We start from the raw sequence: 25,790 nt of genomic DNA, 5'->3' as shown, positions 1-25,790 counted from the left end.
CGGAAGAACCGCAGCGGGGCCAGAGGTGCCTGAGCACCGATTTATTGCGATAGGATCAGTTCGCCATGGCCAGTTGTTTCGGCAATTTGAAGGTCCAGACCGTGCCACCTTGGTTCAGGTAGTTGACCTTTTTGGCCACTTCACCGCCCCAAAGCGGAACCGCACCACCCCAGCCGGAGACAACGGTGACATATTGTTCGCCGTCCATTTCAAAGGTCACAGGCTGACCAACGATGCCGGAGCCGGTTTGGAACGACCAAAGTTTCTCGCCGGTCTCATCGTCAAGCGCGATGAATTCCCCTTCAGGCGTGCCGAAGAACACGAGGCCACCCGCCGTGGTCATCACACCACCCCAAAGCGGGGCTTCGTTTTGGAAGTCCCATTTGATCTCGCCGGTTTCCGGCTGGATCGCTTTCAAAGACCCGATGTGGCTTTCAAAGATCGGTTTGATGGTAAAGCCCGCGCCAAGGTAAGCCGCGCCTTTTTTATAGGAAATCGGCTCGTTCCAGATGTCCATGCCCCATTCGTTCGACGGCACATAGAACAGACCGGTCTTTTGGCTGTGCGCCATCGGCATCCAGTTTTTGCCCCCCAAGAAGGACGGAACCGAGAACACCATCTCGCCCTTTTCCGCCTCAAGTGGGTTGCCCGGACGGGCCTCTTCGACGTAGATCGGACGTCCGGTTTCATCAATCCCTTTGGCCCAGGTGATGTCAGAGACAAACGGGGTTGCGTTCACAAACGCGCCGTCTTCGCGGTTCAACACGTAGAAGAAACCGTTGCGGTCGGCGGTGGCGAACCGTTTGTTGCCGTCTTTGTCGGTAAAGGCCACAACCTCGTTCACCCCGTCAAAGTCCCAGCCTTCGCGCGGCGTGGTCTGGAAGTGCCATTTGATTTCGCCGGTGGCCGGATCAATGCCCAAACGCGATGCGGCGTACAGGTTGTCGCCACTGTTGCCCTCGGTCGGTGTGCCCGCGTTGCGCAGATGCGAGTTCCACGGCGCCGGGTTACCCGTACCAAAAACCAATGTGTTGGTGTCAGCGTCATAAGAGCCGCCAAGCCAGGTCGCACCGCCGCCGGTTTTCCACATATCACCCGGCCAGGTCGCGTTCAGCGTCCCGGTCATGGTGCTCTCTTCGCCATTGAGCGTGCCCATGTGACCTTCGATCACCGGACGCGTCCAAACCATTTCACCGGTTTCCGCATCGCGTGCCTGTACTTCGCCGACGATGCCAAATTCACCGCCGGAGTTACCGGTGATGACCAGACCGTTCACGATCAACGGCGCGGCTGTGTAGGAATAGCCTTCTTTGTAGTTGGCGATCTTTTTGTTCCATTTCACATCGCCGGTTTTCAGATCCAGCGCCACGATGCGCGCGTCCAACGTGCCGAAATAGATGTTGTCGCCATAAATCGCACCGCCACGGTTGATCACGTCACAGCAGGGCAAAATGCCTTCGGGCAGTCGGGCGTCATATTGCCAGATTTCTTTGCCGTTGGTCATGTCGATCGCATAAAGGCGCGAATAGGACCCGGTCACATACATGATGCCGTCATGCACCAAGGGCTGGGTCTCTTGCCCGCGCTGCTTTTCACCACCGAGGCTGAAGGCCCAGGCCGGAACGAGGTTTTTCACGTTGTCTTTGTTGAGCGTCTCAAGCGGCGAATAGCGTTGCAGATCACGCCCCATGCCGTTGGTCAAAATGTCGCCCGGTGTGTTGGCGTCGTTCAGCAGATCCTCTTCGGTGACGCCCGCCCAGGCGCTTCCCGCAAGACCGAACGCCAGAACAGCCGCAGATGCGGCAGATAGAAACCTGTTCATGTGTTTTCCTCCCATGGATGACCAGATGCGCGCTCCCTCTTGGACCCGCGCAGATAAAGCCTGACCAATGATCACCAAAGCGAGGCCCTGTCCGAAATTGGCCATTGGTCGTAGGCCGCATGCGACCCTGGGGTCGTTTCCCATCCTTTGGTCGTATTGTGCCACGCCCGCGCGCTCCTACTCTGAGATCAGGGAGGATCAACCATGACCAAATTCACCAAAGGCCTCGCGGCCCTTGCCACAGCCGCGGCTTTGAGTGCCGCCTTTTCCGTGCCATCCAAGGCCGAAGATTTGCCAAAACTCAAAGCGGCGCTGCAAATGTCCGGCACCGTCGCCTGGGAGGTGGACACCATCCATCATTACGGCTTTGACGCCGCTCAGGGCTTTACCCTTGAGGCGCTTGATGTCGCGGGCTCCCCCGCCTCACGTGTGGCGCTGGCGGCGGGCGAAGTCGATATGATCGTCGCCGATTGGCTCTGGGTTGCGGCCCAACGCGCCGAGGGCAAGGATTACGTTTTCGTCCCCTATTCCAAAGCCGTGGGCGGGCTCTATGTGCCCAAGGACAGCCCTGCCCAAACCATTGCCGATCTGGCAGGCGGCAAAATCGGCATAGCTGGTGGGCCGAATGACAAAAGCTGGCTGATCCTGCGCGCCTTTGCGGCCCAGACTGAGGGGCTCGATCTGGCAGCCAACACCGAACAGGTCTACGGCGCACCGCCTTTGATTTTCAAATCCGCCCTCTCCGGCGAGTTGGACGGCGCGATTAATTTTTGGCATTTTGGGGCCAAAATGGACGCCGCCGGGATGCGGCTTTTGACCTCCACCTCCGAGGCCGCCGTGGCGCTAGGGTTAAACCCGGACACGCCGCTTTTGGGCTATGTTGTGCGCGGTGAGGTGTTGAAAAACCACCCGGAACTGGTCGCCGGACTGGCCGCCGCGTCACGTCAGGCCAAAGATCTTTTGGCCACAGATGACGCCGCTTGGGATCGCCTGCGCCCGGAGATGAATGTCAAAACCGACGCGCAATTTGCAGCACTCAAAACCGGATGGATCGACGGTATTCCGCCAAAGGGTCCGGTGTCTGATGCCGATGCGGCCAAGATGCTCGATCTGATGGCGCAGCTCGGCGGCGTGGATTTGGTGGGCCAGGCCACAACCCTGCCTGAGGGCACATTCTACCATCCCGGCACATGAAGCTGATGCCGATTACCATCCCCACGCCCCCTACTCTCAGTGGGGGCGTGCGCGTTGATCTGCGCTCGGCCCATGCCGGCGGGCAACAGATTCTCGGGCCGATTTCGTTTTCGATCGCTCCCGGTGCCTCCCTTGCCCTCGTCGGTCCCTCGGGCGTGGGAAAATCGACGCTGTTGCGGGTGATTTGCGGGCTGCATTCCGATTATGACGGCAGTTGCGAGCGCCCAGAGCGCATCAGCACCGTGTTCCAGGAACCGACCCTTTTGCCGTGGCGCAGCGCCTTGGACAATCTGACCCTGACCACCCGCATCGACGCGCCGAACGCGCGGCAGTGGTTGGCGCAGGTGGGTCTTTCGGATCATGCCGATCTGTTCCCCGGTCAGCTCTCATTGGGTCAACAGCGCCGCTTGGCCTTGGCCCGCGCCTTTGCCGCCGCCCCCGATCTGTTGCTGATGGATGAAGCCTTTGTATCGCTCGACCCACAGCTCGCCAATGAGATGATGCGCCTGTTTGAGACCCTGCGCGCGCATCATGTCACCACGACGATTCTGGTCACCCACGACCCCAAAGAGGCGGCGCGGCTGTGCGATCGGGTGTTGACCCTTGGAGGGCGGCCCGCACAGGTGCAGACCACCAACCTCTCTAAACTCACGACTTGATTAAACGACGAGGATCATTCGGAAATCGACGCCAGATAGGTGACGATGAAATCCTGAACCGTGGCATCCTCAACACCGACATGGCGCATTTTCGTGCCCGGCACCAAGCCGTCATTGTCTTCCATCCACGCCCGGATCGCGCCTGCGGTCCAAGTGAAATTGGCGTTTTTCAGGGCGTCCGAATAGGGATAACCCTCAAAGCTACCGGCTTTGCGGCCGATCACCCCGGTCAACAACGGGCCATAGCTGGCGCGGTCGGCATCGACCGAGTGGCAGCGGTGGCATTCCTTGTCAAAAAACTCTGCCCCGGCGGCGGCTTTGATCGCGTCATATTCACCCGCAACGGCTGAGGTGCCAAGCGTGGCGGCAAAGAGTGCGGGGATCAGATGTATGGCGATTTTGATGGCTTTCATGGCGGACTCCTATGGCATGTTCATGCCCAAGATCGCCCTTTCCACCGCGCAAGGTGTTGATGTACATCAACAAAGCCCCCCGACCTTGGTCGCAGTCCACCTACGACTTTGGTCGTACCCCCTTAGAACAGGTTCAAATAGCGCCATTCATCCGCATCCGGCGTCACCTCGTCCAGATCATACTCCGCACTTTGCAGTCGCTGCGCCACGTCCAAACCGTCCCGCGCCGCCTCATCGACCATGGCGCGCCCCGCCGCCTCGTCGCGCGCCACGCCCCAGCCGCGCATCAAATCCAACCCGTGGTTGAATTTGCCAACTGGATCGCCCGCCTCCGCCGCCTTGCGGTTCCAGTCCGCCGCCGCTTCCAAATCCTGTGGCCCGCCCAGACCTCGATCATCGAGCTGGCTCATCCATGTCATCGCCCCGGTCCAGCCGTGATCGGCACAGCTTTTAAACAGCTCGCGCGCCATCTCGTGACGACCTGATTTGGTCACCAAATAGCCCTGAGAACAAATCACCATCCCGGTGTCGCCATTGCGGATGCTCTCCATCACCTGCGCCATCGACATCTCATGCGGGTTGAGTGTGCCCTGCTCGTTCACCTCGGTGTCCGGGCCAAGCTGCATGGCTAAGTCTTGGGTTAAATCTTCGGCCAAAACGGGCGCCGCCGCGGCAAGCGCCATCGCCAAAATTACAATCTTCATGTGAAATCCTCCCGCGCCCATGGTGCCAGAGCGCGTGGCTTTGTCCCATCCGACCAAAGTGGCGGATTTTCTACAACCTGCGCGCGTTTAACCCTTGCGCCCCATCGTCCGCTTGCCCGGATCATAGCCCCACAGCGCCAGCGCCATAAACACCACCACCGCTGCCACGGTGATGGCCCAATCCAAAGGATCGGCCTTGAGATAAAGCGCAAATCGGATCGTTTCGACTCCATGCGAAAACGGGTTGATCGCGCAAATCCACCACAAAAGCTCAGAGGCCTCGGCCATTTTCCAAAGCGGGTACAGCGCCGTGGAGAGGAAAAACATCGGGAAAATCACGAAATTCATCACCCCCGCAAAATTTTCCAAGCTACGAATGGTCGAAGAGAGCGCAATCCCCAAAGCCCCCACCATCAGCGCGCATAAAAACATCGCAGGCAGGGCCGCGACATAGCCCATTGGCGAAAAGCGGATGCCGTAGAGGGCGCAAATTGCCAAGAATACAACGGCTTGCAGCACCGAAATCACCGCCCCCGCCATCAGTTTACAACTCAACAGCCACCAGCGCGGCAAGGGCGCGGTCAGCAAAAGCCGCATCGTCCCCATCTCGCGATCCATCACCAAAGACAGCGAAGATTGCATGCCGTTGAACAGCAAAATCATCGCGCAGAGCCCCGGCACGATGTAGGTTTCATAGCTGATATAGGTCTCGTAAGGCGGCGTGATCGACAAGCCCAAAGCCGCGCGAAACCCCGCGGCAAAGACAAAAAGCCACATCAAAGGCCGCACCAAAGCGGCGATCATCCGGGCGCGTTGGCCGAAAAACCGCAGCGCTTCGCGATGGCAAATGGCGATAAGGGCGGTGACATAATGCCTCATGCGGGCTGTCTTTCGCCGGTCAACTCGCCAGTCAACCCGCCCGTGAGTGCGAGGAAATGTTGGGTCAGCTCCGGCCCGACCTGCTCGGCCACACCGCGCTCGATCACCCGCCCCCGATGCAGCACCACCAAGGCATCCTGCGCGTGGACCTCGTCGGTCAAATGCGTCGCCCAAAGTACGGCGAGCCCGCTGTCGCGCGCCAATTGATGCACATGGGCGACCAAATCCGCCCGCGTCTGCGCATCCAACCCCACGGTCGGCTCATCCAGCAACAAGACTTCGGGCCGATGCATCAAAGCGCGGGCAATTTCCAGCCGCCGCCGATGCCCGCCGTTGAGATCGCGCACCCGTTCCGAACCGCGTTCGACCATCGCCAGCCGATCCAACGCCTCAGACGCGGCCAGTTTGGCGGCGCGCCCGGTGATCCCGTGCAGACCCGCGAAATACAACATGTTGCGCCAGACCGTCAGATCGAGATCCAGCGTCGGCTGCTGAAACACCACACCCATGCGCGCGAGAGCCTTGAGCGGCGCGCGGCTCATGTCATGTCCGGCAACCTCCACCCGGCCCGATTTGGGCGCGAAAAGTCGGGTGAGAATGCCAAAAAGCGTTGATTTTCCTGCGCCATTTGGTCCCAGAAGGGCACAAAACTGGCCGGGGTCGACCGAAAAACTCACTTGGTCCAAAGCGGGCGGATGATCGGAACGTCCGGCGTAGAGATGAGTGACTTTATCAACGACAAGCCCGGCCATGATTTCCCCTATTCTATTATGATTTCAAGGCGTTGCAAATCACCTGTTGCTTTGGGCACATGCAAATCATAGGTCCCCGGCTTGATCGCGACAAACCCGATTTCCATCACCCCCGCCTCGTCAAATTCGACGCTGTCAATCCCCAAAGGGCGGATTTCCAAGCCCTCGATGACAATCTCGTCAATCCAGATGGCGCGGAAAAACCCCGCCCCTTCAAGGCCAAGCTCTTGTGACCCGTCGGCTTCGATTTCGATCTCGTAATAGGTGCCGGATTTAAGATGCAACGGGGCGTCGGCCAAGGGTTGGCCTGCGGACAAAAGGATGGGCGGCAGGGTTTCGGAATTGCTCGCCGACAGGATACCGGCCATGCCGAATTTTACGTCATCATCGCCGTCATCATCGGCAAAGGCGGGACAGGCTGCGATCAATGCGACGGCTAAAATTGGGAAACGCATAGTAAAACTCCTCTTTCGTATTGTTGTCGTCTCTAAGCCACTCACTGGTCCGATCACGGACGCATGGCGGCCCGCATATCTGATTAGGGCCGCATGGCGGCCCCCCAAGGAAACCGCCCAACCTTGATGGATTTGATTGCCTCGCGTTTGGCCACATCAATCACCGTCACATCGCCGCTCACCCCGTTTGTGGTGAACAAAAGCCGATGATCCGGCTAAAGGCCATGTGCCAGACCCGCCGTCCGGTCAGGATATAGCCCTCAACCTCAAGCGTCTCAGTGTTGACCACGGCAACATGATTGGACGGCCCAAGGGCGACAAAGGCGGTCTTTTGATCCGGGGTCAGTTCAAACCCCACTGGCTGGATCAAGTCAGGATGCACCCCTTTGATCTCAAAATGGATCTTTCCGATTTCATTCTGATTCCCGGTGTCAAACACCGAAATCGTCCCGCCGATCTCCGAGCTCACCCAAAGCTCGGTCCCGTCTTTGACGAATTCAGCGTGGCGTGGACGGGAATCGACCAAGGTGTTGGCGTAAATCTCATGGCTCTCGGTGTCGATCCAATGCGCCATATTGGTGGTCTCGGAGGTGGTGATCACCGTCTTGCCATCGGGCGATACGGCCATGCCTTCGGGTTCAATCCCAACGTTGATTTGCGCCACCACCGTGCGGCTGTCGACATCGACCACCGTGGTCACCGCATCGTCTTCGTTGGCGATCCACAGGTGTCGGTCGTCCGGGTGCAACACGAATTGCTCCGGGTCCTCGCCCGAAGGCAGATCAAACAGGATCTCCCCCGTTTCCGGGTCCATCACCTGCACCGCATCACTGTCAGAGGCGCAGATGTAAAGCCTTGTGAAATCGGCATTAAACGTGATCCCACGCGGGCGTTCGCCAGTTTTGAGCGTGCGGATCACCTCCAAAGTGTCGATGTCGATCACCGACAGCGTGTCGTCCTTTTCGTTGCTCACCCAAATCTCGGCGGCCAAGGCGGGCTGTGCCAAACAGGCGGTCAAAAGCCCCGCGTATATCACTCTCATCTTACTCTCCAAAGGCATGACATTCACTTTCCGGCTGATCTGTTCCCAACGTGTCCAAAGGGTTACGCGGGTGTTCAAACCCCTCCAAAGGCGCTGCAGCGACCTGTGCATGGGCGTTGACCACGGGCACGGGTTGGCGCATCTGGCCGTTCCAATTGCGAAAGCTCAAAGGGCGGCCTTGGAACCCGGCCAATTCAAACCCATCCGACAAAAGATAATCGTGCAGCGCCCCCGCCTCCGCCGTCCCGGTCCGCGTCACCGCCTCGCCCAGGGCACGCACGGCCGCCCAGGCCGCATAATCGCGCGGTGTCATCGCGCGCCCGGTCATATCGGTGAACCGCGACTGAAGCTGTGCCGCGCCCCATTGCTCGATCACCGGCGCCCAAGCCACAGCGGTCAAGCCGCCCGCCCCCGCCACCGGACGCGGTTCCCATGTATTGTGTTCGATGTAGCGGGCAAAATCGTCATGGGCGTCGGCGATCAACACCACGTCATGCGATTTGAATCCTTGGGTCAGCAAAGGCACCTCGCGGCTCGCGGCGCGCCGCAGATCGCTGTCAAAGGTCCATGTCGTCTCGGAGACGATCTTGAGGCCAAATTTCTGCGCCGCCTGACGGTAGCTCTGCGCCCGCGCCTTGTCCTCGGCGGTTGGACCCACGATCATCGCCAGCTTCGTCCAGCGTTTGCTCAGCAAAACCTGCATCAACGCATCCGCCGCCATGCTGTCTTCCAAGGCCGTGTGCAGCAGATTTGTGCGGCACGACGCCCCGCGCAACGCCGCGTCTCCACTGGCGGCATTGATCAGAATCGCGCCCTTGGCCTCGGCCAAATCCGCCACAGCCAGCGCCGCCTCAGAGGACATGTCCAACACCACAACGCGGGTCTTGGCCAACATGTCCCGCGCCGCCGCCGCGACATCGGCCGCGAGGGCCTCAGGCGCAAGGCTGACCACATCCAACGCATAGGAATGGCCCAAAAACCCGCCCGTTGTTTGATTGTCCTTCACGCCAAGTTCGGCGCCCTCAATACCACGCCGCGCGGGCACCGGGTCCAAGCCCGACAATACCGGATGCGCGGGTTCTTCAAGCCGCAAATAGCCGATCGTCAGATCCAGATCAGCCGCCTGTCCGCCTGTCTGCACGCAAAGCGCACAGAGCAATCCGGCAGCCGCCACGCGAAATGTGCGCCGCATATGTGTCATTGTCGTCCTCCCGTGCTCTCACCTTAAATTCCGGCTCTGCTCCGCCGAAATGGGACCAAGGTCGCATGACGGTTTCGACAGTTGCACCAAGGTCGAATAGCGCCTGTTGCAGCTGCGGCGATATTGATTGGGAAACTTGGGAGGATCCTATGAAACGTACTGCTTTGATTGCCGCGCTCACTGTCGCCACATTCGCCACATCCGCCTTTGCACATGGCGATGTCACCCCGCAGGCGATCAACACCGATATGTTGCCCGATGTAGGGGTGGAGGGCGAAGATTGGTTGATCGAAAATCCCTATCGCGCCGAGGCGGCGGGCGAAGACGTCTGGCTCAAAGCCATCGAAATCGGCTCCTCCGGGTTCAACCAAAACTGTGCCCGCTGTCATGGGCTTGGGGCCGTCTCCGGTGGCCTCGCCCCCGATTTGCGCTATCTTGAAGCTGCCGAATATGGCGACGAATGGTATGTGGAACGGTTTCAATTGGGGATGACCCAAAATGGCATCACTAAAATGCCCGCCTTTGGCGAAATCCTGGGTCAAAAAGCCGCCTGGGCGATCCGCACCTATATCGAAACCCGCCCCGACGATGGCGCGTTGGACAGCCACATGACCCGTTTGACCGAAATCCGCGATCACCTTTTAGCGGGCGATATTGATGATCCGATGGCTCTCAAAGAAGAGCTCGGCATGATTGCTGCCGAAGTCGAAACCGGGTCCGGCGCACCCATCGCCGACAGCATCGCCTTTAAGGCCTCAAACAGCCTGTCTGATGATCCGGAAACCTGGAAACACACAGCGGACCTGTTGACCGTTGGCCTGTCTGCCGCGCATTAAGGGTTTGTTTCCATGAAACATTCCCTCTTTGCTCTGACCTTTTTGACCGGTCTCGCCTCTGCGGGGCCGGTTTTCGCCCGCTGTGAGGATGTGGTGCCGCAACTGCGGCCACAAAATACCTTTGCCCAGGACATTGGCCGCGATTTCGACACCATCATCGACGAGGGTTGGATCGAATTTGCGCTCTACGAAAACTTTGCACCTTGGTCCTTTCTCAAGGACGGAAAACCCGCGGGCATCGACGTTGAGATCGGCAGGCTCATCGCCGAAGACCTCGGGGTCACCCCGCGGTTTCGCCTTGTTCAGGCCGATGAAACCCTTGAGGGCGATTTGCGCAATTACGTTTGGAAAGGGGCCGCCGTCGGCGGGCGCGTCTCCGACGTGATGTTGCATGTGCCCTATGACAGTGAGTTCGCCTGCCGTGTCGAACAGGCTGTTTTTACTGGACAATATGCGGCGGAAACCCTCGCCATCGGCTATAGTCTGACCGACTACCCCGACCCGGATGACATCCCGACGCCGGCCTATTTCCGCTATGACACCGTCGCGGTCGAAAACGACAGCATTTCGGACCTCTACCTCGCCTCCATCGGTCGCGGCGTCGTATCCGACGCAATCCACCGCTATCCCAGCTCAGACCGCGCCGTCTCCGCCATGGTGGCAGGCGACACCATGGCCGTCATGGCGCCTTTGGCGGTGATCGAAGCCGGGATCAGCGCGGACGAGACCAACGGATTTGCCGTCCATACCCCGCCGCTGCCGGGGCTGGTGCGCTCGACATGGACCGTTGGCGTCGCCGTCAACCAACAGCATCGCGACCTTGGCTATGCCGTTGATTACGCCGTTGAAAAGGCGCTTTCAGATGGGCGTATCCCGGCCATTTTTGCCATGCATGGGCTAAGCTTTCTACCCCCTGAGCGTTAGGTCTTGAACACGCTCACAGCGTTTCAAGGTTCCCCTCAAAATCAATCATCATCACAGGCCCCAGATCAAGCCGTTCGCAGACCCGCGCCATCTGATCGCGCGGCATCAGGCAAAACGCGGTCGAAACGGCATCCGCAAGCGCGGCAGACCGCGCCTCAACCGTCACCGTCGACCACAGCGGCACACCGCCTTTGGGGTGCAGAATGTGGGTTTCATCCCCCACCCGCATCGCGCCGGGGCTGGAGCTTGCCACCGCGCCATCCGTCAGGCTCAGGCGGCCAAGTTGTCCCGCCTCAGGGTCGGACACCCCCAAATGATAAGGCCCGCCCATGGCACGGAATTCGCCCATATTGACCAGCGCGTGATCGTAGCCACGCCGCCGCAACAGCGCGGTGATCCGGTCGGTGGCATAGCCCTGTGCGATGCCATTGAGGCTGAGCTTTTGGCCAGGTGCCAGGCGCACATGGCTGCTGCCGATCTCGACCCGCTCAAAGCCGATCAAAGCCCGCGCCTGCGCCGTGTCACGCCCCTCGACAAGGGCCTGCCAAAGCGGCTGAATCGTCGGATCAAACAGGCCCTCACTGGCCAGATGCACCCGGCGCGCCAGCCGCAAGACCTCATGCATCTCCTCGCTCACCGCAATCCGCCCGCGGGCGTTCAGTTGCGACAGTTCAGAGCTGGGTGAAAAGATCGAAAACCGCGCTTCGATCTGACGCAGCTCTTGCACCACTGCGTCCAAATCCTGTTGCACCTGAAGCGCATCGCTCGACAGTTCCAGCGAGACCTCAGCCCCGAAAGCCTGCCCTCGCCAGATTTGGGTTGAGGCGCGCGCGGCACTGGCCAGCCCCATCGCCGGGGCCGAGGCGCAGAGGGTTAAAAACCGGCGGCGGGTCAGCTGAGATTTGGCGGGCATGTGGCACGCTCCTGTCGTTTGGCGGCCAAGATCAGCGGCACGCACTGGTTCGGATCGTCATGGATTTTAACGCAATCAAGGCATTGAAAACATTCGTCATACTGGATTTCTCCGGTCTTTTTGATTGCGCCATAGCGGCATTTGACCCGGCACAATTGGCACGGGCTGCCGCAGGCCTCACGCCGGGCGATCCAATCGCGCCCACGCAACAGGCCGCCAATCGCCATGATCGCCCCCAAAGGGCAGACATATCGGCAAAACCCTTTGAAAAAGACGAGGCTCAGCCCCAGCCAAAACACGGCATAGGCGACGTAATACCACTCGCGGACGAAATAGACGGTGATGGCGGTTTTGAACGGCTCTATTTCGGCAGCTTTTTCGGCATAATCGGGGGCGGCGAATGTCACCGCGATGACCCCAAAGAGCGCCACATATTTAAATTTTTTCAACCGGTTGTCCCAGTCGTCCGAGACCTTGATCTGACGGATATTCAGGCGCTTTCCGACATGGTGGAGCAACTCCTGCATCGCACCAAACGGACAAAGCCAGCCGCAAAACAGCCCCCGCCCCCAAAGCACAAAACCAAGGATCGCCACCGCCCAGATCATCAGTGAAAACGGGTCATACAGCAGCACGGAAAACGAGCCTTGTCCAACGGCGGCGCGCAGGCTGGCCAGGACGGTGACAATCGACAATTGCCCCTGCCCCCACCAACCAATGAAAACGATGACAAAGGCCAATATCGTCAGGCGGATGGCGGTGAAACTGGGCCGCGCCGCAAGACGGGTCATGCCGGGCCCGACCAAAAGCAACAGCCCGGTCAGAACCACGGCCAAACCGATCAAATCCGCCCGCCGGTTAAGCGCCGCTTCGGCCCAGGCGGGCAGCGGTTTATGCGGCTTTGAGACCTCGAAAAACCGCTCCGGCGCGGCATAGGTCAGGGCGAAATGGGTGTCGCCCAAGCGCGGCTGAAAACTGCCATGGGCGCGCACGGTTTGCACCCGCAGTTCCCACTCTGAGATCGGATCAAAGCCCAAACGCCGGTCTGCCCGAAGGATCATCGCCACCCCGGCCTGTGGCACGTCGGGGGCCAATTCGACCAGCAAATCCGCATCGCGCAGCGCCACCGGCAAGCCCCCCTGCTCCGCCGATAGCCGGTCTGGCGCGGTGTTGCGCACGAAATCCTCGGAGACCAGACCATGCCGTCCCGCCTCCAACATCAGCAAAGGTTCCGCCTCAGGCGAGACCGCCAGGAAATGCTGTAGATCGCTCAGCGAGTCGTCGGACAACACCGCCCGCGCGACCGCAGGCGGGCCCAGATCCACCAGCCACAGATCCAGATAAAGCCCCTCTGGATCGGCCTGCACCTCCGGGTCATCATCGGCCCAAACCGTCCCGGCAAAGGCGGCGTCCACTTCGACATTGCTGACCCGCAACGGCTTGGCGATGCCCTGATCGACCAAATCCTGCCAAGTCAATGTTTCGCCATCGTCGGGCTTGGGCCGCGCGGGCGGCGTTTGTGCCAGACCTTGCATTTTGTCGCGCGCCACCGAAAGGGCCGCCGCCAAAAGGCTTTCATGGGCGATGCGCACACTGGCCGTCGCTTTGGTCACGCCATCCAAATAGACAAGGTCCGATCCGCCACCACCGCTGGCCCCGTAAGGCACGCCGACAACAAGGCTTTGGGTGATCGCAAGGCCTTTATATTGTTCAATAAACTCTCGAAACGGCGCTTCTCCAAGGCCAGACACAAACACCGGCTCACGTTGCGACACCAACCGCACATCCAAGAACACGCCGCTTGTGTCCATCAACACCAACATGTCGATCGGTGCGCCGGAGAACCCCGGCAAGGGCGCGAGCGGGCCGGTTTCGAACACATATCCGATCTCCGCACCACCCGAATTCAACAGCTGATACACGCCATTATCGGCGAGGCTTTCACCCAAGGCATAGGGCGGGATGATCATCGCCTCGACCTCCGCGCGGGGCAAAGGATCGGGGGCCGCCGCCGAAACGTGCATCGGGGCAACCAGAACGGCGCAGAGAAAGGCCAGAATGAGGGCGTAACGTGTCATCATATGATGACGCTAACGGCGCATGGGGCGGCGTTGAATACGACCAAGGTCCAGAGCGCCCTAGGACCCGGGCGGCGTTAGGATTGGTTCGGGAGGATTGGATGCGACAGAAACGGATCATCATCGAACAGGCCGTGTCAAAAAGCGTGACCACTGGACTGTCTCTTGCGGCCCTGATCGGGCTTTGGTCTTTGGCCGCGTGGCACAAGGCGGACCCGGATATTTTGCCCTCGCCCCTGACCGTGCTGCGTGTCCTGGCCGATCTGATCACCTCCGGTACGCTCTGGCCGCAGATGCAGGCCACGATGATCCGCGTCGCCTTGTCCTTTGGCTTGGCGATGGGATTGGGGACGGTTTTGGGCATCGCACTTGGGCTGATGCCGCGTTTGGAGCGGGCGTTTGCGCCGTGGATCACAGTGTTTTTGAATCTTCCGGCGCTGGTGATCATCGTGTTGTGCTATCTCTGGATCGGCCTCAACGAGATCGCCGCCATCACTGCTGTGACACTGAACAAATTGGCGCAGGTGACGGTGACTTTGCGGGATGGGACGCGGGCGCGCGATCCGAAATTGGATGAAATGGCGCGGATTTACACAATGTCACTCAGCGCGCGCCTGCGGCATGTTTTAGGCCCACAACTCGCGCCCTATTTTGCCATTGCCGGGCGCAACGGGCTTGCGATGATTTGGAAAATCGTTCTCGTGGTCGAATTTCTGGGCCGCTCAAGCGGGATAGGCTTTAAAATTCACCTGCATTTTCAAAACTTTCAAACCGCCTATGTCTTGGCCTATGCGCTCAGCTTTGTGGCCGTGATGTTGCTCATCGAGGTCGTGGTGATCCAGCGCTGGGAACGGGCGGCGGCACGGTGGCGGTCGGCCTAAGGCGCCCTAAGGCGCTTTGAGCGGCGTCATCACAAAGGTCTCAAGATCCTTGGGGGCGATCGGTTTATAGAGGATTTTGATCTGCGCCGCCTGACAGGCCTGTCGCACGTCGCGCGACCGATTGGCGGTCACAAGACGGGTGGGCATGCGGCCGTATTTGGCCCAAAACGCTTCGATAAAGGCGATCCCGTTCATCCCCTCGCCCAGTTGATAATCCACCAACATCAAATCCGGCGTGACATCCAACTCCTCGACCAACGACAGTGCCTCTTCGCCGGTTTCAACACCGACCACAGCCACGCCCCATTTCTCCAGCAAAAGCGTGACGGCACGGCGCACATCGGCGTCGTTTTCGACCAAAAGCACCATCAACCCGCCAGGATGCTCCAGACTGGTCTGCTCAGGCAGATAGGTCCCGGTCTTTTTCGCCACCCATTGTCGCGCCGGCGGCAGGTCGATGCCAAACACCGTGCCCTTGCCCACGACACTGTCCAGATGGATCGGATGGCCAAGCTGGGCACAGGCACGATCCACAATCGCCAGCCCAAGCCCCATCCCGACCGAGGCCGAAGCGGACACGCCCAGACGGTGAAATTCCTGAAACACCGCTTGGTGTTCGATTTCGGGGATGCCGGGGCCGGTGTCCCAGACCTGAAGCCGCACCCGGCCCGCGCCTTTGCGCCGTACACCGACCAAAACCCGTCCGACGTCGGTATAACGGATCGCGTTCGACATCAGGTTTTGCACGATCCGGCGCAGATAGGTCGGGTCGCTTTCGACGATCTGATCCGTCTGCACCACCCTTAAATCAATGCCCTTGGCCTGCGCCGCCAACATGAACTCATCGCGCAACTGCGCCAACATCGGCGCAAGCGGCACGGGCATGATGTCCAAGGCCGAGCGCCCGGCCTCAAGTTTGGAGATGTCCAAAAGCGCCGAGAGGATATTTTCGACACTCTCCAGCGCGTTTTGTGCCTTGCCCAGAACCTTGCGGGTGTCGTCATCGCTCACGCCATCTTCGGCGGAGGCAACAAAGAGTTTGGCGGCCGACAAGGGTTGCAATAGGTCGTGACTGGCCGCCGCGACAAAGCGCGAGCGCGCCGCGTTTGCCCGCTCGGCGCGGGCCAAGGCGTCCTCAAGATCGAGCGTGCGCGACATCACCCGCGCCTCCAACGTCTCGTTGGTCCGGGTCAATTCGGCCATCGCGCGCCGTTCCGCGGTCACATCCGTCACCGACATCACAAACCCGCCGTCCGGCAAATCCTCCGCCGAGACGACAAGAACCCGGCGATCCAAATGACGCATCTCAAAGGTGATCGGCACGCGCGGTGCCGTGCCATAGACCCAGGCCAAAAGCTCCTCTGGCGTCAATTGCCCACCCACGGCCAATTCGCCACTGACGCGCTGATACATGGCCTCAAAGCCTGCGCCCAATTGCAACTGCGTCATCGGCAGGCCCAGCAAATAACCCAGCCTTTGGTTGAACCCGGCCAACTGACAATTCTTGTCAAAAATACACACCCCAAGGGACACATGTTCCAAGGTGGCGCGGATCATTTGGGCCTGATCGTCCAGCATCCGCCCCCGCGTTTCGCGTTCGGTCAGCACCAGATCGGTCACGTCGGTCTGAAGGATCACCGTGCCGTCATCCGGGGTGCGGTGTTCGGAAATCTGAATCCAGCGATCCCCCACCACATGGACGTTAAACACCACATGCCGATCCCGGTGCCGCTCAACCCGGCGCGAGGCCCAGGCATAGGCGTTGTCCGTCCCCGTCAGGTCGAGATACTCCGATGTGCTGACCATTTCGGCATAATCCGAAAAGCTGATACCCTGTTTCAAACGCGGCACAATGTCCGGCAAAAACATCGCAAAGCGCGAGTTGTAGAGCACCAACACATCGTCTTGATCAAACAACGCAAACCCTTCGCGCACGGTCTCAATGGCATTGGCGAGATTGCGCTGTGCCACCTCCATTTTGCGATTGGCCTCGGCCAGTCGCGCATTGGAAACGTTGAGCAAATCCAGCGCATATTCCAAATCCGCCGTGCGTTGGCGGACCTGATCCTCCAACATCGCGGCACGCTGAAACTGCGCGTAGGCGGCGCCGTGTTCGTTTGAGCGCTGTTCGACTTGGCGCATCAACACATCGACGATTTTCAACAGCTTCTCGCGGGTTCGCTCGGAACTGTCCTCTGGGTTCAACAGGTTCTCAGAGAGCTGTGTCATCGTGTCTCTTCACTCTCAACCATGTTGGGTTTGCCTGTTGTTGGGGTGCTGCCGGGCCGGTAAATCGCCACGCCCGTGAAAGTTTGGTTGACATGGATCGACCCGATCTGTTCGCCATAGGTCGAAAACCCGCGCACGTTATGTTTGACCAAAAGCGCAGAAATTTCGGCGCTTTTTTGGCTGTTCCGAGCTTCGATGCGGCGAAAAATACAATCGCAAGCCAAAATCATCTCCGGTGTCGCGCCTTGCGACAGCCCCTCCAAAGCGCCTTTGAGATGGGTGGCCATATCCATCGGTTCGGCCAGCGTCAAAACCAAGCCCTCGTCAATCGCGGCAAAAAACGACATGTCGCCATTGGCCGCGACCGATTTGATCGCCCGCACATGTTGCTTGCCGCCGACGCGCACCACCACCGGATGTGCAGCAAAGACATTGTCATTCAAAAGCGCCGGATCACTGCCGATCAGACGGGCATACTCCGCCCCCGCAGGTTCGGCGTTGATCTCCTTGACGATGCGCGCATTCGGTTCCGCCGCCGTCACCACCATGCGTTTTTCGGTCGCACGCAAATGGTCGTAGGAAAACACCCGGACGGGGCAATCGGTGCGGAAAAACGTCAAAATCGCTGCGTTTTCAATGATATCCCGGCCATTGATGATAAAGGTCTCTTCGAACCGCGCACCATCCCCCGCCGATCCGCCAAACAGCGGCACCGAGCCAAGCCCCGAGGCCAGTGCGGCGGTCAATTGATCCTCGCGTTCAGAGAGGCCATCAACCAAAAGCATGGCAAATTCATGGGTAAAATGCGGATAGCGGCGCGACAACAACTGCCGGGCGCGGATCAACCCGCCCATCAGGTCATGCGGCGTACAGGTTTTGAGATCCGACACCAAAAGCGTCTCCACCCCAAAATGTTCGACCGGAAAGGCCATGGCGACAATTTTGCCCTCGTCATAGCCCATCGAGGTCAATTCTCCCGCCGTCGAGCACCCCATCACCCGCCCCCAAGGGATCTCGGCCTTGAGGTTGCGCGCCAGCGCCACCCGGTCCGTTTCGGGTGAGAAAAACATCAAGACGATGGAAAACGGCCCCGGTCCAAGCCCTTTGATGATTTTGCGCACGGCTTCTGGATCATCGGCGTCCACTTCTGCGCGGCGCACCAGCGGGGCGGCCGACAGGTCGGTCATGTGTGGCGTTTGGCCATATGTGTGCATTGGAACCTCCATCCCTTTCTCAAGGGTGGCGGAAAGTCAGCTTCCAGACAAGAGACTGTTGAAATTCGCTTCCTGCGCGATCAACACCGCCTGGGTACGGCTTTGCACGCCAAGTTTGCGCATGATCGCGGTGACATGGGCTTTGACCGTGGTTTCCGCGATAGTCAGCTCATAGGCGATTTGTTTGTTCATTTGCCCTTCGCAGATCAATTGCAAAATGCGCGCCTGTTGCCGGGTCAGATGCGACAGCCGGATCAGCGCATCTTCGCGTGCACTCAGCGGCATATTGGCATCGCCCTCCGAAAACGCGCCCTCGGGGGCATAAATCTCGCCACCTGCGATATGCTCAAAGGCTTTGCGAAAGGTTTCGCGGGTGGAATGTTTGGGCACAAACCCCGCCGCTCCCACCCGAATGGCCGAGCGCACCACCCGTGGTTCGGCCATGGACGACACGATCACAATCGGCGTCTGTGGACACATTTTGGTCAGTCGCACCAAACCGTCCAGCCCGTTGACATCCGGCAGGTTCAGGTCGAGCAAGATCACATCCGGTGCGTCGCCAACGGACAGCCGTTCCAAGGCTTCCTCCAGCGCGCCCGCGGTGGCCACCGTTGCAATCCCGACCCCCGCCCGCAAGGTCATCGACAAAGCGTCGCAAAACAGCGGGTGGTCATCAACAATCAACGCTGTTTGAAAAGCACCTTCGACGCGAATGGGAGTCTTTTCGATCATGGGAAACCGCTTTCAGTTTGGGTCTGACCCGAGATTAGCAAACAGTTAGCGCATTACAAATTGCCCAAAGGTCTATGTTGTCCCTTTGCGCCCCTCACGCTGCGGCGACACTCTCTGATGGGCTCAACTCAAGCCCGGATTACGCAGTTTAAACACAAGTTTGCGGTTTTCCTAAAACATTCCGAGCACGCACCAGATGCAAGAGCTGCTGCATTTTGCGCGTTTTCGCTCTATCCTTACCCAGATCGCTATGTCACGCCGTTACAAGGGCCGCACCGCCTGATCGTGCCGTTCAACACAGGAGAAAGACGATGTTTGATCTGATTGTGAAGGGCGGCACATTGCCGGATGGGCGTGTGGCGGATGTGGCTATACGGGGCGACCGGATTGCCGAGATTGCCCCCAATATCGAATTTGAAGCCCGCAAAGTGATCGACGCCGCGGGAGATTTGGTCTCACCACCGTTTGTTGATCCGCATTTTCATCTGGATGCCACCCTCTCCTTTGGCACGCCACGGGTGAATGCCTCGGGCACTCTGTTGGAGGGGATCGGCCTTTGGGGCGAGCTGCGCGATGTTGCCACGGTGGACGACATGGTGGAGCGCGCATTGAGCTATTGCGACTGGGCCGCCTCGATGGGGCTTTTGGCAATCCGTTCGCATGTCGATACTACGCCCGATCATCTCAACACCGTCACGGCGATGTTGGAGGTGCGCGAAAAGGTCAAAGAGTACATTGACTTGCAACTCGTGGCCTTTCCGCAAGACGGGTTGTACCGATCCAAAACCGGACGCGACAATGTGATCCGGGCGCTGGATATGGGGGTCGATGTGGTCGGCGGCATCCCGCATTTTGAACGCACGATGGCCGATGGCACAGCCTCTTTGACCGATCTGTGCGAGATTGCCACCAAACGCGGCTTGCCCGTCGATATCCATTGCGATGAGACCGACGATCCGATGAGCCGCCATATTGAAACGCTGGCCTATGAGACCACGCGACTTGGCTTGCAAGGCCGGGTGGCCGGCAGTCATTTGACCTCGATGCATTCGATGGACAATTATTATGTGTCGAAACTTTTGCCTTTGATTGCCGAAGCCGAGATTTCCGCCATCCCAAACCCATTGATCAACATCGTACTGCAAGGTCGCCATGACACATTCCCGAAACGGCGCGGCTTGACACGGGTCAAGGAAATGCAGGCCATGGGCATTCGCGTTGGCTGGGGGCAGGATTGCGTCCTAGATCCATGGTATTCGCTGGGCACCGCCGATATGTTGGATGTCGCCTTTATGGGACTGCATGTGGCGCAGATGACCCATCCCGATGAGATGGCGCGCTGTTTCACCATGGTGACCGAGGACAATGCCGCGATCATGGGGCTTGCGGACTATGGTCTGCGCAAAGGGGCGCTGGCTTCTTTGGTGGTGCTGGACGCCGCTTCCCCGATTGAGGCGCTGCGGTTGCGGCCCGCGCGTTTGGCGGTGATTGCCAAGGGCAAGGTCATTGCCCGCTCACCACGTGGCGATGCGACCCTGTCTCTGCCCGGACGCGGCGCCACGGTGCGCCGTCGCCTTATATGAACACTCGGCATTTAGCGCCGCTGCGGTGCGACTTGTCCATCCGGCATCCCGCCATCATGTCTGCCTGGATCGTACAGTGTCGCTTGGGCGCGGCCGTCGTGTTTTGATCCGTAGAGGGCCAGATCCGCATCGTGAATCATTTTGTCAGCGCTCGGAGACGCGTAGAATTCCGTGGTTGTGATCCCGATAGATCCTGAAATCCGGCAGACTGTATCCTGATATGGGATCGGTTCCTCAAGCCGGGCAATAATCCGGGAGGCTGTGCGCATCAGCCGGTCATGATCAACAAACTTATTGAAAACCAAAACAAATTCATCGCCTCCCACCCGCGCCACCATGTCGTCTCCACGGGTTTCTTCCAATAGAATTTTCGCCACCCGTTGCAACACTGTATCGCCTGCGGCATGGCCAAGCGTGTCATTGACGGATTTGAAGTAATCGAGATCAAGATGCATCAATGCAAAATGAACGCCGCCACGCAACATCCGGTCCAGCACATAATCCATCGCGCGCCGATTTTTCAGCCCGGTGAGCGTATCGGTGTAGGCCTGTTCTTCGGCAGCGACCTTTGCGCCTTGCAGACGTGCGTTGAGCTGTTTGGTTTCTTCAAGAACCGCCGATTTCGCCTCGACCAGATAAAGCATTTCAATCGCCAGGTCGGTGTGAGCAAAATCTCCCGAGGTCAGTCGATAGTCGGCCACAGCGTCGAGGATCGAGATGCCAAAAGACAGGTTCAAAATGTTGAGATTGGCGCCGTCAATGGCAATGGCCATCCCTTTCAGCGGGGTCGAAATACCGGACGTGAAGTTCAGATAGAGTTTCGTTGACAATGGCACAGGACCATCGCCCGTCCCGCGCCCGTTGTCGCGAACGGAAAACACCTCACTGATTGTTTTGCCAATCAACGTATCGGCCCTGCGCAGTTTACCAAGCGTCGGACCGACAAATTGGATGATCCCATCATCGTCATAAATGAGTCCCATGGGCATCAAGGCACAAACGGACGTGGGATCAAATGTTGCATGTTTCATAAGCCATCCCCAATCCGCCCGAACAAATCGAAGGCGCGCCCTTCGGCATAGGCGACTTCAAGCAGGTTGATGGTGATCACTTCTTCGCCCGAATCCATCCATCCCGAATGTTCCAAAAACACCAAGGCCCCATAGTCATCCGCCATCGCCCGCATCACGCCAACCATAGCATAGCCAAACCCCGGCATCGCACTTGAACACCGAAGTCGGAATGTCCCGTCGCCACAGGATTCGACCGAAAGCGTCGGCACCTCAAGATCGGGCAGCGCCAATTTGGCGCGCCCTTCCAAGTCATTGAGTGAATATAGAAATTCCGTAAAATTTTCGCCGCCAAATCGCAATAATCGGCGGATCGCCTCCACATTTGGATGCGACACCAGATAGGTTCCGAGATCCTCAAGAAAGGTTTCAACAGGTTTATGCAAATGCCGCGCCGCCCGGCCCAGCACGTCCAACGTGATCTGATCCGGATAGCTCAGCATGGCTTCGAAGTTTTCAAAGCCAAGATCCGCATTTTCAGCAATATCCAACCAAGCCTGCGCCCCGTAGGTATCACGCAGAAAACATTGGATCGCTCGATTTATCATCCCGTGCATGACCGGCACGCCTCTCACTTACACATGCGAAAGTCTTACGTGCGCACTCTTAAGAAATTACCAATATCACCGGGATTTTCCGCGCCACGGGGGCACATATCGGTAAAATCCTAAATCTGTCTGTGGCACAGCCAATCAAATAGGTCTGCGACACTGTCCAAAACCACATCGGCATGGGGCGCAAGCTCATGGGCCTGCGCGACCCCCGTCAAAACGGCAACGGTCATCATGCCAGCCGCACGTCCCGCCACCAGATCGTGAAGACTGTCACCCACCATCACACAGCCCGAAGGGGCGACGCCAAGCCGTTCGGCCGCGCCCAAACACGGCCCCGGCGCGGGTTTGCCGCCATAGCCACTATCATAGCCGACCACAGCGGAAAAATGCGCCAACACATCCATTTGCCGCAGATGATCATGGGCCGAGGCCTCGAAATCATTGGTCACGACAGCAAGCGCATACCCCGCCTGCGTCAGAGCGGCACAGATGTTGCCAAGCCCTGGCACAGGCATCGGCAGAAACCGATCGGGATCGGCATCGAGCCGGGCCAAAATCTGTTGTGGAGTGAGTTGCGGAAAATGCGGCTGCAACACTTCCAAGACATCTTCGGGCGTGCCCGCGATCAGCGCACTGTCGGGGTGAAACCGCACCTGTGCCATGTCAAATCCCATCGCCAGCGCCACGCTTCCGCCTTTTCCCCCGGCCCGCCGCAGATCTCAAGGATCACGCCCTGCGCCCATGGCCCCCAACTGCCTTGAAAATCCATCAATGTGCCGTCTTTATCAAACAGGATCGCGGAGATCGCGGACGGGGTTTGCTGTGGCGTCATTGGAATAAGTGACATGGATGATCCTCAGGTCCAGTGGATGTCTGCGCCGCCCGGAAGCGCCTGACGCGCCCGCATCGGATCATGTGGATCAAGACCGGTCGCCGTAGCACAGGCGTTAACCCATTCATCGTTCATGGTCACGAAATCAAGAACCGCAGAGAGCACGTCCATCTCCGTGGCGCGCATACGCAACTCCTCCGGGCTCATGCCGCTAGAGCCAAGAAAAATAGGCAAAATTTCTTCATCTCCGACCAGCCACGCCAAGGTTTTGAGGGCAATCACTTCGGCGGATTCCTGCTTCATCTGTGGATAACTCCGTGGGGTTGGAAACGCTTTCTTAACCTTTCTCAACCAAATTCCCTAACAGGTGCAACAGCATTCGACACACGAAACCCAAAGCCGGCAAAATAACACGGCTCTCTGAGAGGTCCCTATGGCGGGCAGGATTTTGATCGCGGACAACGTGCCGACCAATCGCATCATCCTAAAGGTGAAACTCGCTTCTGCCTTTTATGATGTGTCTCAGGCGGCCACGGGGTCTGACGCCCTTGCCCGCGCGCGTGAGTTGCGACCAAATCTGATCATTCTGGATGGCAATCTGGGCGATATGACGGGGTATGCGGCCTGTGCCGCGCTCAAAAAAGACCCGCTCACCGCCCATATTCCCGTCGCCATCATCACCCCGGCCCATGACACGACCGCGCGGATTGCCGCCCTCAAAGCGGGTGCCGATGAGTTCCTCACCAAGCCGCTGGATGAGCTGACGCTGACCGCCCGCGTGCGCGCGTTGATGCGGGCCTCGGCCACTTCTGAGGAATTGCGTCGGCGTAACGAAACGGCCCATGCGCTTGGGTTTTCCGAACCGGCGAGCCATTTTGAAACCCCAGGCAAAATCACTCTCATCGGGGCCACAACCGAAGAGGCGATGACCTGGCGCGCTGGTTTGCGCGGCATGACGTCGGATGAGATCGTAATCGAGCGGGGGGATCATGTTTTGGAGGCGATCTACAATGGGAATGTCTCTGACCTCTATGTGATTTCGGCACAGTTTGGTGGTGGAGCGGAGGGGATTCGGTTGATCTCTGACCTGCGCGCACGCGATGCGACCCGGACCTGCGGCATCGTCGTTGTGCATGGTCAACAGGACCGGCGCGAGGCATTGATGGCGCTTGATCTGGGTGCCAATGACCTGATCACCCGCGGGGCTGACCCGGAAGAAATGGCCCTGCGCCTACGCACGCAAATGCGCCGCAAAAAAGAATCCGATCAACTCAAACAAACCTTTGATGAGGGATTGCGTTTGGCAACAATCGACAGCCTCACCGGGTTGTACAATCGCCGCTATGCCCTGCCCCATCTTGAGAAAATCGCTAAGGAATCCCATGAAAACGGGCAACATTTTGCCTTGATGTTGGTGGATATTGATCGGTTCAAATTGGTCAATGACAGCTATGGTCATGCGGTCGGGGATGATGTTTTGGTCGAGGTGGCGCACCGGATGCGCGACAATCTACGCGGTATGGATTTGGTGGCGCGCTTTGGTGGCGAAGAGTTTTTGGTCTGTATGCCGATGACCACGTTGATGGAGGCGCGCGCCGCCGCCGAACGGTTGCGTGCGGCGATCTGTGCCCGCCCGGTCGCGATCTCAGCCGATAGCACGCCGATCACCGTCTCTGCCTCCATCGGTCTGGCCATGGGCGGCGGAATAGGCGGGCAAGCCCCGAAAGTCTCCGATCTGATTGCCATCGCCGATCAGGCACTTTATGGGGCCAAAGCCGAGGGGCGCAATCAGGTCGCTCTGGGGTCTTACGCGGCCTAAAGCGTCACGCCAAAATAAAAGGCACCCGCAGGCGCCTCTTTTATGCGGTTTCCCCTTTAGGGCGCCTCTTAATTCTGTCTTTGACCGTCGCGCGGCGCAGCATCGCGCACACCATCGCCCGTATGTGGCGAGCGTGGCGGTTTTTTCAGCATGTCCTCAAGGCGCGTCGCATAGGCGGCACGATCTGAGGCACTCATCTGAGCGATTTGATCGACAACAATCTGTGCGCCGATCTCTTGGCGGCTGGAAAATTTCTGTTGCTGTTGCAGCAAAAGCGTTTCAAAGGCCTGCTGGTCAAACGGCTCGGCCTTCAACGTTGTAATCATCTGCGCGAACATGGCTTTCACCTCGGCCCGTGCCTCGCGCGGGTCCCCGGCGGAGCGAATAAACATGCGCCCGACATCACGGCGATCTTTGGTTTCCAACGCGCCAACGAAGGGGCCAAAGCCAAAATCGCGCACCTGCATCGCCCGCGCCCGGTCCATACCCGCATCCCAGCGCAACAATGCGCCTGCCACTGTGCCGATCACCGCAAGGTTCAGCGCCAGTGACACCACCAAAACCACACGGCTCCAGCGAAACGGCTTTTTAGGCGTGCTCTCGGCGGGACCGTGTTCGGGCGTCATTTGGCTGTCATCCGTCATGGCTTATCCTTCCAAAGCGAGATCGTAGAAACTTGGGACCAAAGCATCAAGAGCATCGCCCGCCGATGTCATCTCAACCGTGGCGCTCTCGCTATAGCTGCCCGTCGCCAAATTGGTCACCGTCGATGGCGCGCCCAATCCAATCGCCAGCCCCGTCACCGCCGCCGTGGCCAATCCCGCCACCGCCCGCCATCCGCCCAGCGCTGCAACCATGGCTGCCAGCATGGGATGGCGCTGTTTCGGGCGCAGAGACGCGCGACATGTCGCCTCTTGGCGGGCGCGTGTGGCGATTTGGGTTTCCGCATCGGCCATGACCGCGGCCAAAAGCGCAGTCGAGGGCATCACAGCCTCGTCGCGCGC

26 protein-coding genes and 1 pseudogene are annotated in these 25,790 nt (G+C 59.0%); 7 read left to right on the top strand and 20 right to left on the bottom strand.

Going from position 1 to position 25,790, the window contains the following annotated elements:
* Positions 1–55: 55 nt before the first annotated feature.
* Positions 56–1,822, bottom strand: a complete 1,767-nt coding sequence (locus C8029_RS01120; protein WP_009572776.1) for a PQQ-dependent methanol/ethanol family dehydrogenase — start codon at positions 1,820–1,822, stop codon at positions 56–58.
* 204 nt (positions 1,823–2,026) lie between these two features.
* Here C8029_RS01120 and C8029_RS01115 point away from each other — a divergent pair, with 204 nt between their 5' ends.
* Together C8029_RS01115 and C8029_RS01110 are read left to right on the top strand one after the other, a co-directional pair.
* A complete protein-coding gene (locus tag C8029_RS01115; RefSeq protein WP_009572777.1) occupies positions 2,027–3,016 on the top strand; it encodes an ABC transporter substrate-binding protein in 990 nt (329 codons plus the stop codon).
* Entirely contained in the window at positions 3,013–3,675 is a 663-nt protein-coding gene (locus C8029_RS01110) for an ATP-binding cassette domain-containing protein (RefSeq protein ID WP_152002064.1), read from the top strand. The genes C8029_RS01115 and C8029_RS01110 overlap by 4 nt, the downstream gene beginning before the upstream one ends.
* Positions 3,676–3,689: 14 nt before the next feature.
* Here C8029_RS01110 and C8029_RS01105 read toward each other — a convergent pair whose 3' ends face one another.
* From C8029_RS01105 to C8029_RS01075, 7 genes and pseudogenes are all read right to left on the bottom strand, one after another.
* Positions 3,690–4,088: a c-type cytochrome gene (locus tag C8029_RS01105; RefSeq protein ID WP_152002063.1), complete on the bottom strand. Its 399-nt coding sequence runs from the start codon at positions 4,086–4,088 to the stop codon at positions 3,690–3,692.
* A gap of 122 nt (positions 4,089–4,210) precedes the next feature.
* The gene (locus tag C8029_RS01100) at positions 4,211–4,792 is read right to left on the bottom strand and encodes a tetratricopeptide repeat protein (protein ID WP_009572780.1); all 582 of its coding nucleotides are present in this window, start codon (positions 4,790–4,792) and stop codon (positions 4,211–4,213) included.
* An 87-nt stretch (positions 4,793–4,879) separates the two neighbouring features.
* Positions 4,880–5,671, bottom strand: a complete 792-nt coding sequence (locus C8029_RS01095) for a lanthanide ABC transporter permease protein PedC (protein ID WP_009572781.1) — start codon at positions 5,669–5,671, stop codon at positions 4,880–4,882.
* On the bottom strand, positions 5,668–6,423 hold the full coding sequence (locus tag C8029_RS01090) for a lanthanide ABC transporter ATP-binding protein PedB/LutE (protein ID WP_009572782.1): 756 nt from the start codon (positions 6,421–6,423) through the stop codon (positions 5,668–5,670). The genes C8029_RS01095 and C8029_RS01090 overlap by 4 nt, the downstream gene beginning before the upstream one ends.
* Before the next feature lie 8 nt (positions 6,424–6,431).
* Positions 6,432–6,878, bottom strand: coding sequence for a cupredoxin domain-containing protein (locus tag C8029_RS01085; protein ID WP_152002062.1), 447 nt, complete (start codon positions 6,876–6,878; stop codon positions 6,432–6,434).
* A gap of 83 nt (positions 6,879–6,961) precedes the next feature.
* A pseudogene (locus C8029_RS01080) lies at positions 6,962–7,920 on the bottom strand (YVTN family beta-propeller repeat protein).
* 1 nt (position 7,921) lies between these two features.
* On the bottom strand, positions 7,922–9,121 hold the full coding sequence (locus tag C8029_RS01075; RefSeq protein ID WP_009572785.1) for a lanthanide ABC transporter ABC transporter substrate-binding protein PedA1: 1,200 nt from the start codon (positions 9,119–9,121) through the stop codon (positions 7,922–7,924).
* A gap of 149 nt (positions 9,122–9,270) precedes the next feature.
* Here C8029_RS01075 and pedF point away from each other — a divergent pair, with 149 nt between their 5' ends.
* Both pedF and C8029_RS01065 read left to right on the top strand, forming a co-directional pair.
* A complete protein-coding gene (gene pedF, locus C8029_RS01070; protein WP_009572786.1) occupies positions 9,271–9,957 on the top strand; it encodes a cytochrome c-550 PedF in 687 nt (228 codons plus the stop codon).
* 12 nt (positions 9,958–9,969) lie between these two features.
* Positions 9,970–10,881, top strand: coding sequence for a substrate-binding periplasmic protein (locus C8029_RS01065; protein ID WP_009572787.1), 912 nt, complete (start codon positions 9,970–9,972; stop codon positions 10,879–10,881).
* 13 nt (positions 10,882–10,894) lie between these two features.
* Here the strand turns inward: C8029_RS01065 and C8029_RS01060 are convergent, their stop codons facing one another.
* Together C8029_RS01060 and C8029_RS01055 are read right to left on the bottom strand one after the other, a co-directional pair.
* Positions 10,895–11,794: an FAD:protein FMN transferase gene (locus tag C8029_RS01060; RefSeq protein WP_009572788.1), complete on the bottom strand. Its 900-nt coding sequence runs from the start codon at positions 11,792–11,794 to the stop codon at positions 10,895–10,897.
* Entirely contained in the window at positions 11,773–13,875 is a 2,103-nt protein-coding gene (locus C8029_RS01055) for a 4Fe-4S binding protein (RefSeq protein WP_009572789.1), read from the bottom strand. Before C8029_RS01055 ends, C8029_RS01060 begins: the two co-directional genes overlap by 22 nt.
* A 98-nt stretch (positions 13,876–13,973) precedes the next feature.
* Here C8029_RS01055 and C8029_RS01050 point away from each other — a divergent pair, with 98 nt between their 5' ends.
* Positions 13,974–14,753, top strand: a complete 780-nt coding sequence (locus C8029_RS01050; RefSeq protein ID WP_009572790.1) for an ABC transporter permease — start codon at positions 13,974–13,976, stop codon at positions 14,751–14,753.
* Positions 14,754–14,759: 6 nt separating this feature from the next.
* Here C8029_RS01050 and C8029_RS01045 read toward each other — a convergent pair whose 3' ends face one another.
* The 3 genes from C8029_RS01045 to C8029_RS01035 are packed head-to-tail and all read right to left on the bottom strand — an operon-like array spanning position 14,760 to position 18,928.
* Complete coding sequence (locus C8029_RS01045) at positions 14,760–16,982, bottom strand: hybrid sensor histidine kinase/response regulator (RefSeq protein ID WP_009572791.1); 2,223 nt, start codon at positions 16,980–16,982, stop codon at positions 14,760–14,762.
* Positions 16,979–18,196 carry an FIST N-terminal domain-containing protein gene (locus C8029_RS01040; protein WP_152002061.1) on the bottom strand — a complete coding sequence of 406 codons (1,218 nt, stop codon included), beginning with the start codon at positions 18,194–18,196 and terminating at the stop codon, positions 16,979–16,981. Before C8029_RS01040 ends, C8029_RS01045 begins: the two co-directional genes overlap by 4 nt.
* A gap of 36 nt (positions 18,197–18,232) precedes the next feature.
* Positions 18,233–18,928 (bottom strand): response regulator, encoded by a 696-nt coding sequence (locus C8029_RS01035; protein WP_009572793.1) that lies wholly within the window; start codon positions 18,926–18,928, stop codon positions 18,233–18,235.
* 311 nt (positions 18,929–19,239) lie between these two features.
* Between C8029_RS01035 and C8029_RS01030 the strand changes: the two genes are divergently transcribed.
* Complete coding sequence (locus C8029_RS01030) at positions 19,240–20,511, top strand: amidohydrolase family protein (RefSeq protein ID WP_009572794.1); 1,272 nt, start codon at positions 19,240–19,242, stop codon at positions 20,509–20,511.
* An 11-nt stretch (positions 20,512–20,522) separates the two neighbouring features.
* Here the strand turns inward: C8029_RS01030 and C8029_RS01025 are convergent, their stop codons facing one another.
* From C8029_RS01025 to C8029_RS01005, 5 genes are all read right to left on the bottom strand, one after another.
* Positions 20,523–21,542, bottom strand: coding sequence for a GGDEF domain-containing protein (locus C8029_RS01025; RefSeq protein WP_009572795.1), 1,020 nt, complete (start codon positions 21,540–21,542; stop codon positions 20,523–20,525).
* On the bottom strand, positions 21,539–22,138 hold the full coding sequence (locus C8029_RS01020) for a heme NO-binding domain-containing protein (RefSeq protein ID WP_074640963.1): 600 nt from the start codon (positions 22,136–22,138) through the stop codon (positions 21,539–21,541). Before C8029_RS01020 ends, C8029_RS01025 begins: the two co-directional genes overlap by 4 nt.
* Before the next feature lie 110 nt (positions 22,139–22,248).
* Complete coding sequence (locus C8029_RS01015) at positions 22,249–22,797, bottom strand: HAD family hydrolase (protein ID WP_193217561.1); 549 nt, start codon at positions 22,795–22,797, stop codon at positions 22,249–22,251.
* Complete coding sequence (locus C8029_RS01010) at positions 22,761–22,982, bottom strand: hypothetical protein (RefSeq protein WP_152002059.1); 222 nt, start codon at positions 22,980–22,982, stop codon at positions 22,761–22,763. The genes C8029_RS01015 and C8029_RS01010 overlap by 37 nt, the downstream gene beginning before the upstream one ends.
* A gap of 9 nt (positions 22,983–22,991) precedes the next feature.
* The gene (locus tag C8029_RS01005) at positions 22,992–23,270 is read right to left on the bottom strand and encodes a DUF3572 domain-containing protein (protein WP_152002058.1); all 279 of its coding nucleotides are present in this window, start codon (positions 23,268–23,270) and stop codon (positions 22,992–22,994) included.
* A 130-nt stretch (positions 23,271–23,400) separates the two neighbouring features.
* Between C8029_RS01005 and C8029_RS01000 the strand changes: the two genes are divergently transcribed.
* Positions 23,401–24,786 (top strand): diguanylate cyclase, encoded by a 1,386-nt coding sequence (locus tag C8029_RS01000; RefSeq protein WP_152002057.1) that lies wholly within the window; start codon positions 23,401–23,403, stop codon positions 24,784–24,786.
* A gap of 68 nt (positions 24,787–24,854) precedes the next feature.
* On the opposite strand, the gene C8029_RS00995 is transcribed toward C8029_RS01000, so the two are convergent.
* Complete coding sequence (locus C8029_RS00995) at positions 24,855–25,430, bottom strand: periplasmic heavy metal sensor (protein ID WP_152002056.1); 576 nt, start codon at positions 25,428–25,430, stop codon at positions 24,855–24,857.
* 3 nt (positions 25,431–25,433) lie between these two features.
* Positions 25,434–25,790 (bottom strand): hypothetical protein (locus C8029_RS21915; RefSeq protein ID WP_193217560.1); only part of this gene is annotated, 357 nt, incomplete at its 5' end.

It is taken from the genome of Roseobacter sp. TSBP12, assembly GCF_009129705.1.
GTDB classification, from domain to species: Bacteria; Pseudomonadota; Alphaproteobacteria; order Rhodobacterales; family Rhodobacteraceae; genus Celeribacter; species Celeribacter baekdonensis_A.
Note: the sequence above shows the minus strand (reverse complement) of the source record. Positions and strands in the feature narration are given on the sequence as shown.

Excerpts from the sequence above, each read along its gene's own strand:
- C8029_RS01025 (WP_009572795.1), bottom strand. The coding sequence starts at position 21,542 with ATGAAACATGCAACATTTGATCCCACGTCCGTTTGTGCCTTGATGCCC.
- C8029_RS01075 (WP_009572785.1), bottom strand. The coding sequence starts at position 9,121 with ATGACACATATGCGGCGCACATTTCGCGTGGCGGCTGCCGGATTGCTC.
- C8029_RS01095 (WP_009572781.1), bottom strand. The coding sequence starts at position 5,671 with ATGAGGCATTATGTCACCGCCCTTATCGCCATTTGCCATCGCGAAGCG.
- C8029_RS01115 (WP_009572777.1), top strand. The coding sequence starts at position 2,027 with ATGACCAAATTCACCAAAGGCCTCGCGGCCCTTGCCACAGCCGCGGCT.
- pedF (WP_009572786.1), top strand. The coding sequence starts at position 9,271 with ATGAAACGTACTGCTTTGATTGCCGCGCTCACTGTCGCCACATTCGCC.
- C8029_RS01010 (WP_152002059.1), bottom strand. The coding sequence starts at position 22,982 with ATGTCACTTATTCCAATGACGCCACAGCAAACCCCGTCCGCGATCTCC.
- C8029_RS01000 (WP_152002057.1), top strand. The coding sequence starts at position 23,401 with ATGGCGGGCAGGATTTTGATCGCGGACAACGTGCCGACCAATCGCATC.
- C8029_RS01050 (WP_009572790.1), top strand. The coding sequence starts at position 13,974 with ATGCGACAGAAACGGATCATCATCGAACAGGCCGTGTCAAAAAGCGTG.
- C8029_RS01045 (WP_009572791.1), bottom strand. The coding sequence starts at position 16,982 with ATGACACAGCTCTCTGAGAACCTGTTGAACCCAGAGGACAGTTCCGAG.
- C8029_RS01040 (WP_152002061.1), bottom strand. The coding sequence starts at position 18,196 with ATGCACACATATGGCCAAACGCCACACATGACCGACCTGTCGGCCGCC.
- C8029_RS01055 (WP_009572789.1), bottom strand. The coding sequence starts at position 13,875 with ATGATGACACGTTACGCCCTCATTCTGGCCTTTCTCTGCGCCGTTCTG.
- C8029_RS01030 (WP_009572794.1), top strand. The coding sequence starts at position 19,240 with ATGTTTGATCTGATTGTGAAGGGCGGCACATTGCCGGATGGGCGTGTG.
- C8029_RS01035 (WP_009572793.1), bottom strand. The coding sequence starts at position 18,928 with ATGATCGAAAAGACTCCCATTCGCGTCGAAGGTGCTTTTCAAACAGCG.
- C8029_RS01060 (WP_009572788.1), bottom strand. The coding sequence starts at position 11,794 with ATGCCCGCCAAATCTCAGCTGACCCGCCGCCGGTTTTTAACCCTCTGC.
- C8029_RS01120 (WP_009572776.1), bottom strand. The coding sequence starts at position 1,822 with ATGAACAGGTTTCTATCTGCCGCATCTGCGGCTGTTCTGGCGTTCGGT.
- C8029_RS01015 (WP_193217561.1), bottom strand. The coding sequence starts at position 22,797 with ATGGCACAGGTGCGGTTTCACCCCGACAGTGCGCTGATCGCGGGCACG.
- C8029_RS01085 (WP_152002062.1), bottom strand. The coding sequence starts at position 6,878 with ATGCGTTTCCCAATTTTAGCCGTCGCATTGATCGCAGCCTGTCCCGCC.
- C8029_RS01090 (WP_009572782.1), bottom strand. The coding sequence starts at position 6,423 with ATGGCCGGGCTTGTCGTTGATAAAGTCACTCATCTCTACGCCGGACGT.
- C8029_RS01105 (WP_152002063.1), bottom strand. The coding sequence starts at position 4,088 with ATGAAAGCCATCAAAATCGCCATACATCTGATCCCCGCACTCTTTGCC.
- C8029_RS01020 (WP_074640963.1), bottom strand. The coding sequence starts at position 22,138 with ATGCACGGGATGATAAATCGAGCGATCCAATGTTTTCTGCGTGATACC.
- C8029_RS01110 (WP_152002064.1), top strand. The coding sequence starts at position 3,013 with ATGAAGCTGATGCCGATTACCATCCCCACGCCCCCTACTCTCAGTGGG.
- C8029_RS00995 (WP_152002056.1), bottom strand. The coding sequence starts at position 25,430 with ATGACGGATGACAGCCAAATGACGCCCGAACACGGTCCCGCCGAGAGC.
- C8029_RS01100 (WP_009572780.1), bottom strand. The coding sequence starts at position 4,792 with ATGAAGATTGTAATTTTGGCGATGGCGCTTGCCGCGGCGGCGCCCGTT.
- C8029_RS01065 (WP_009572787.1), top strand. The coding sequence starts at position 9,970 with ATGAAACATTCCCTCTTTGCTCTGACCTTTTTGACCGGTCTCGCCTCT.
- C8029_RS01005 (WP_152002058.1), bottom strand. The coding sequence starts at position 23,270 with ATGAAGCAGGAATCCGCCGAAGTGATTGCCCTCAAAACCTTGGCGTGG.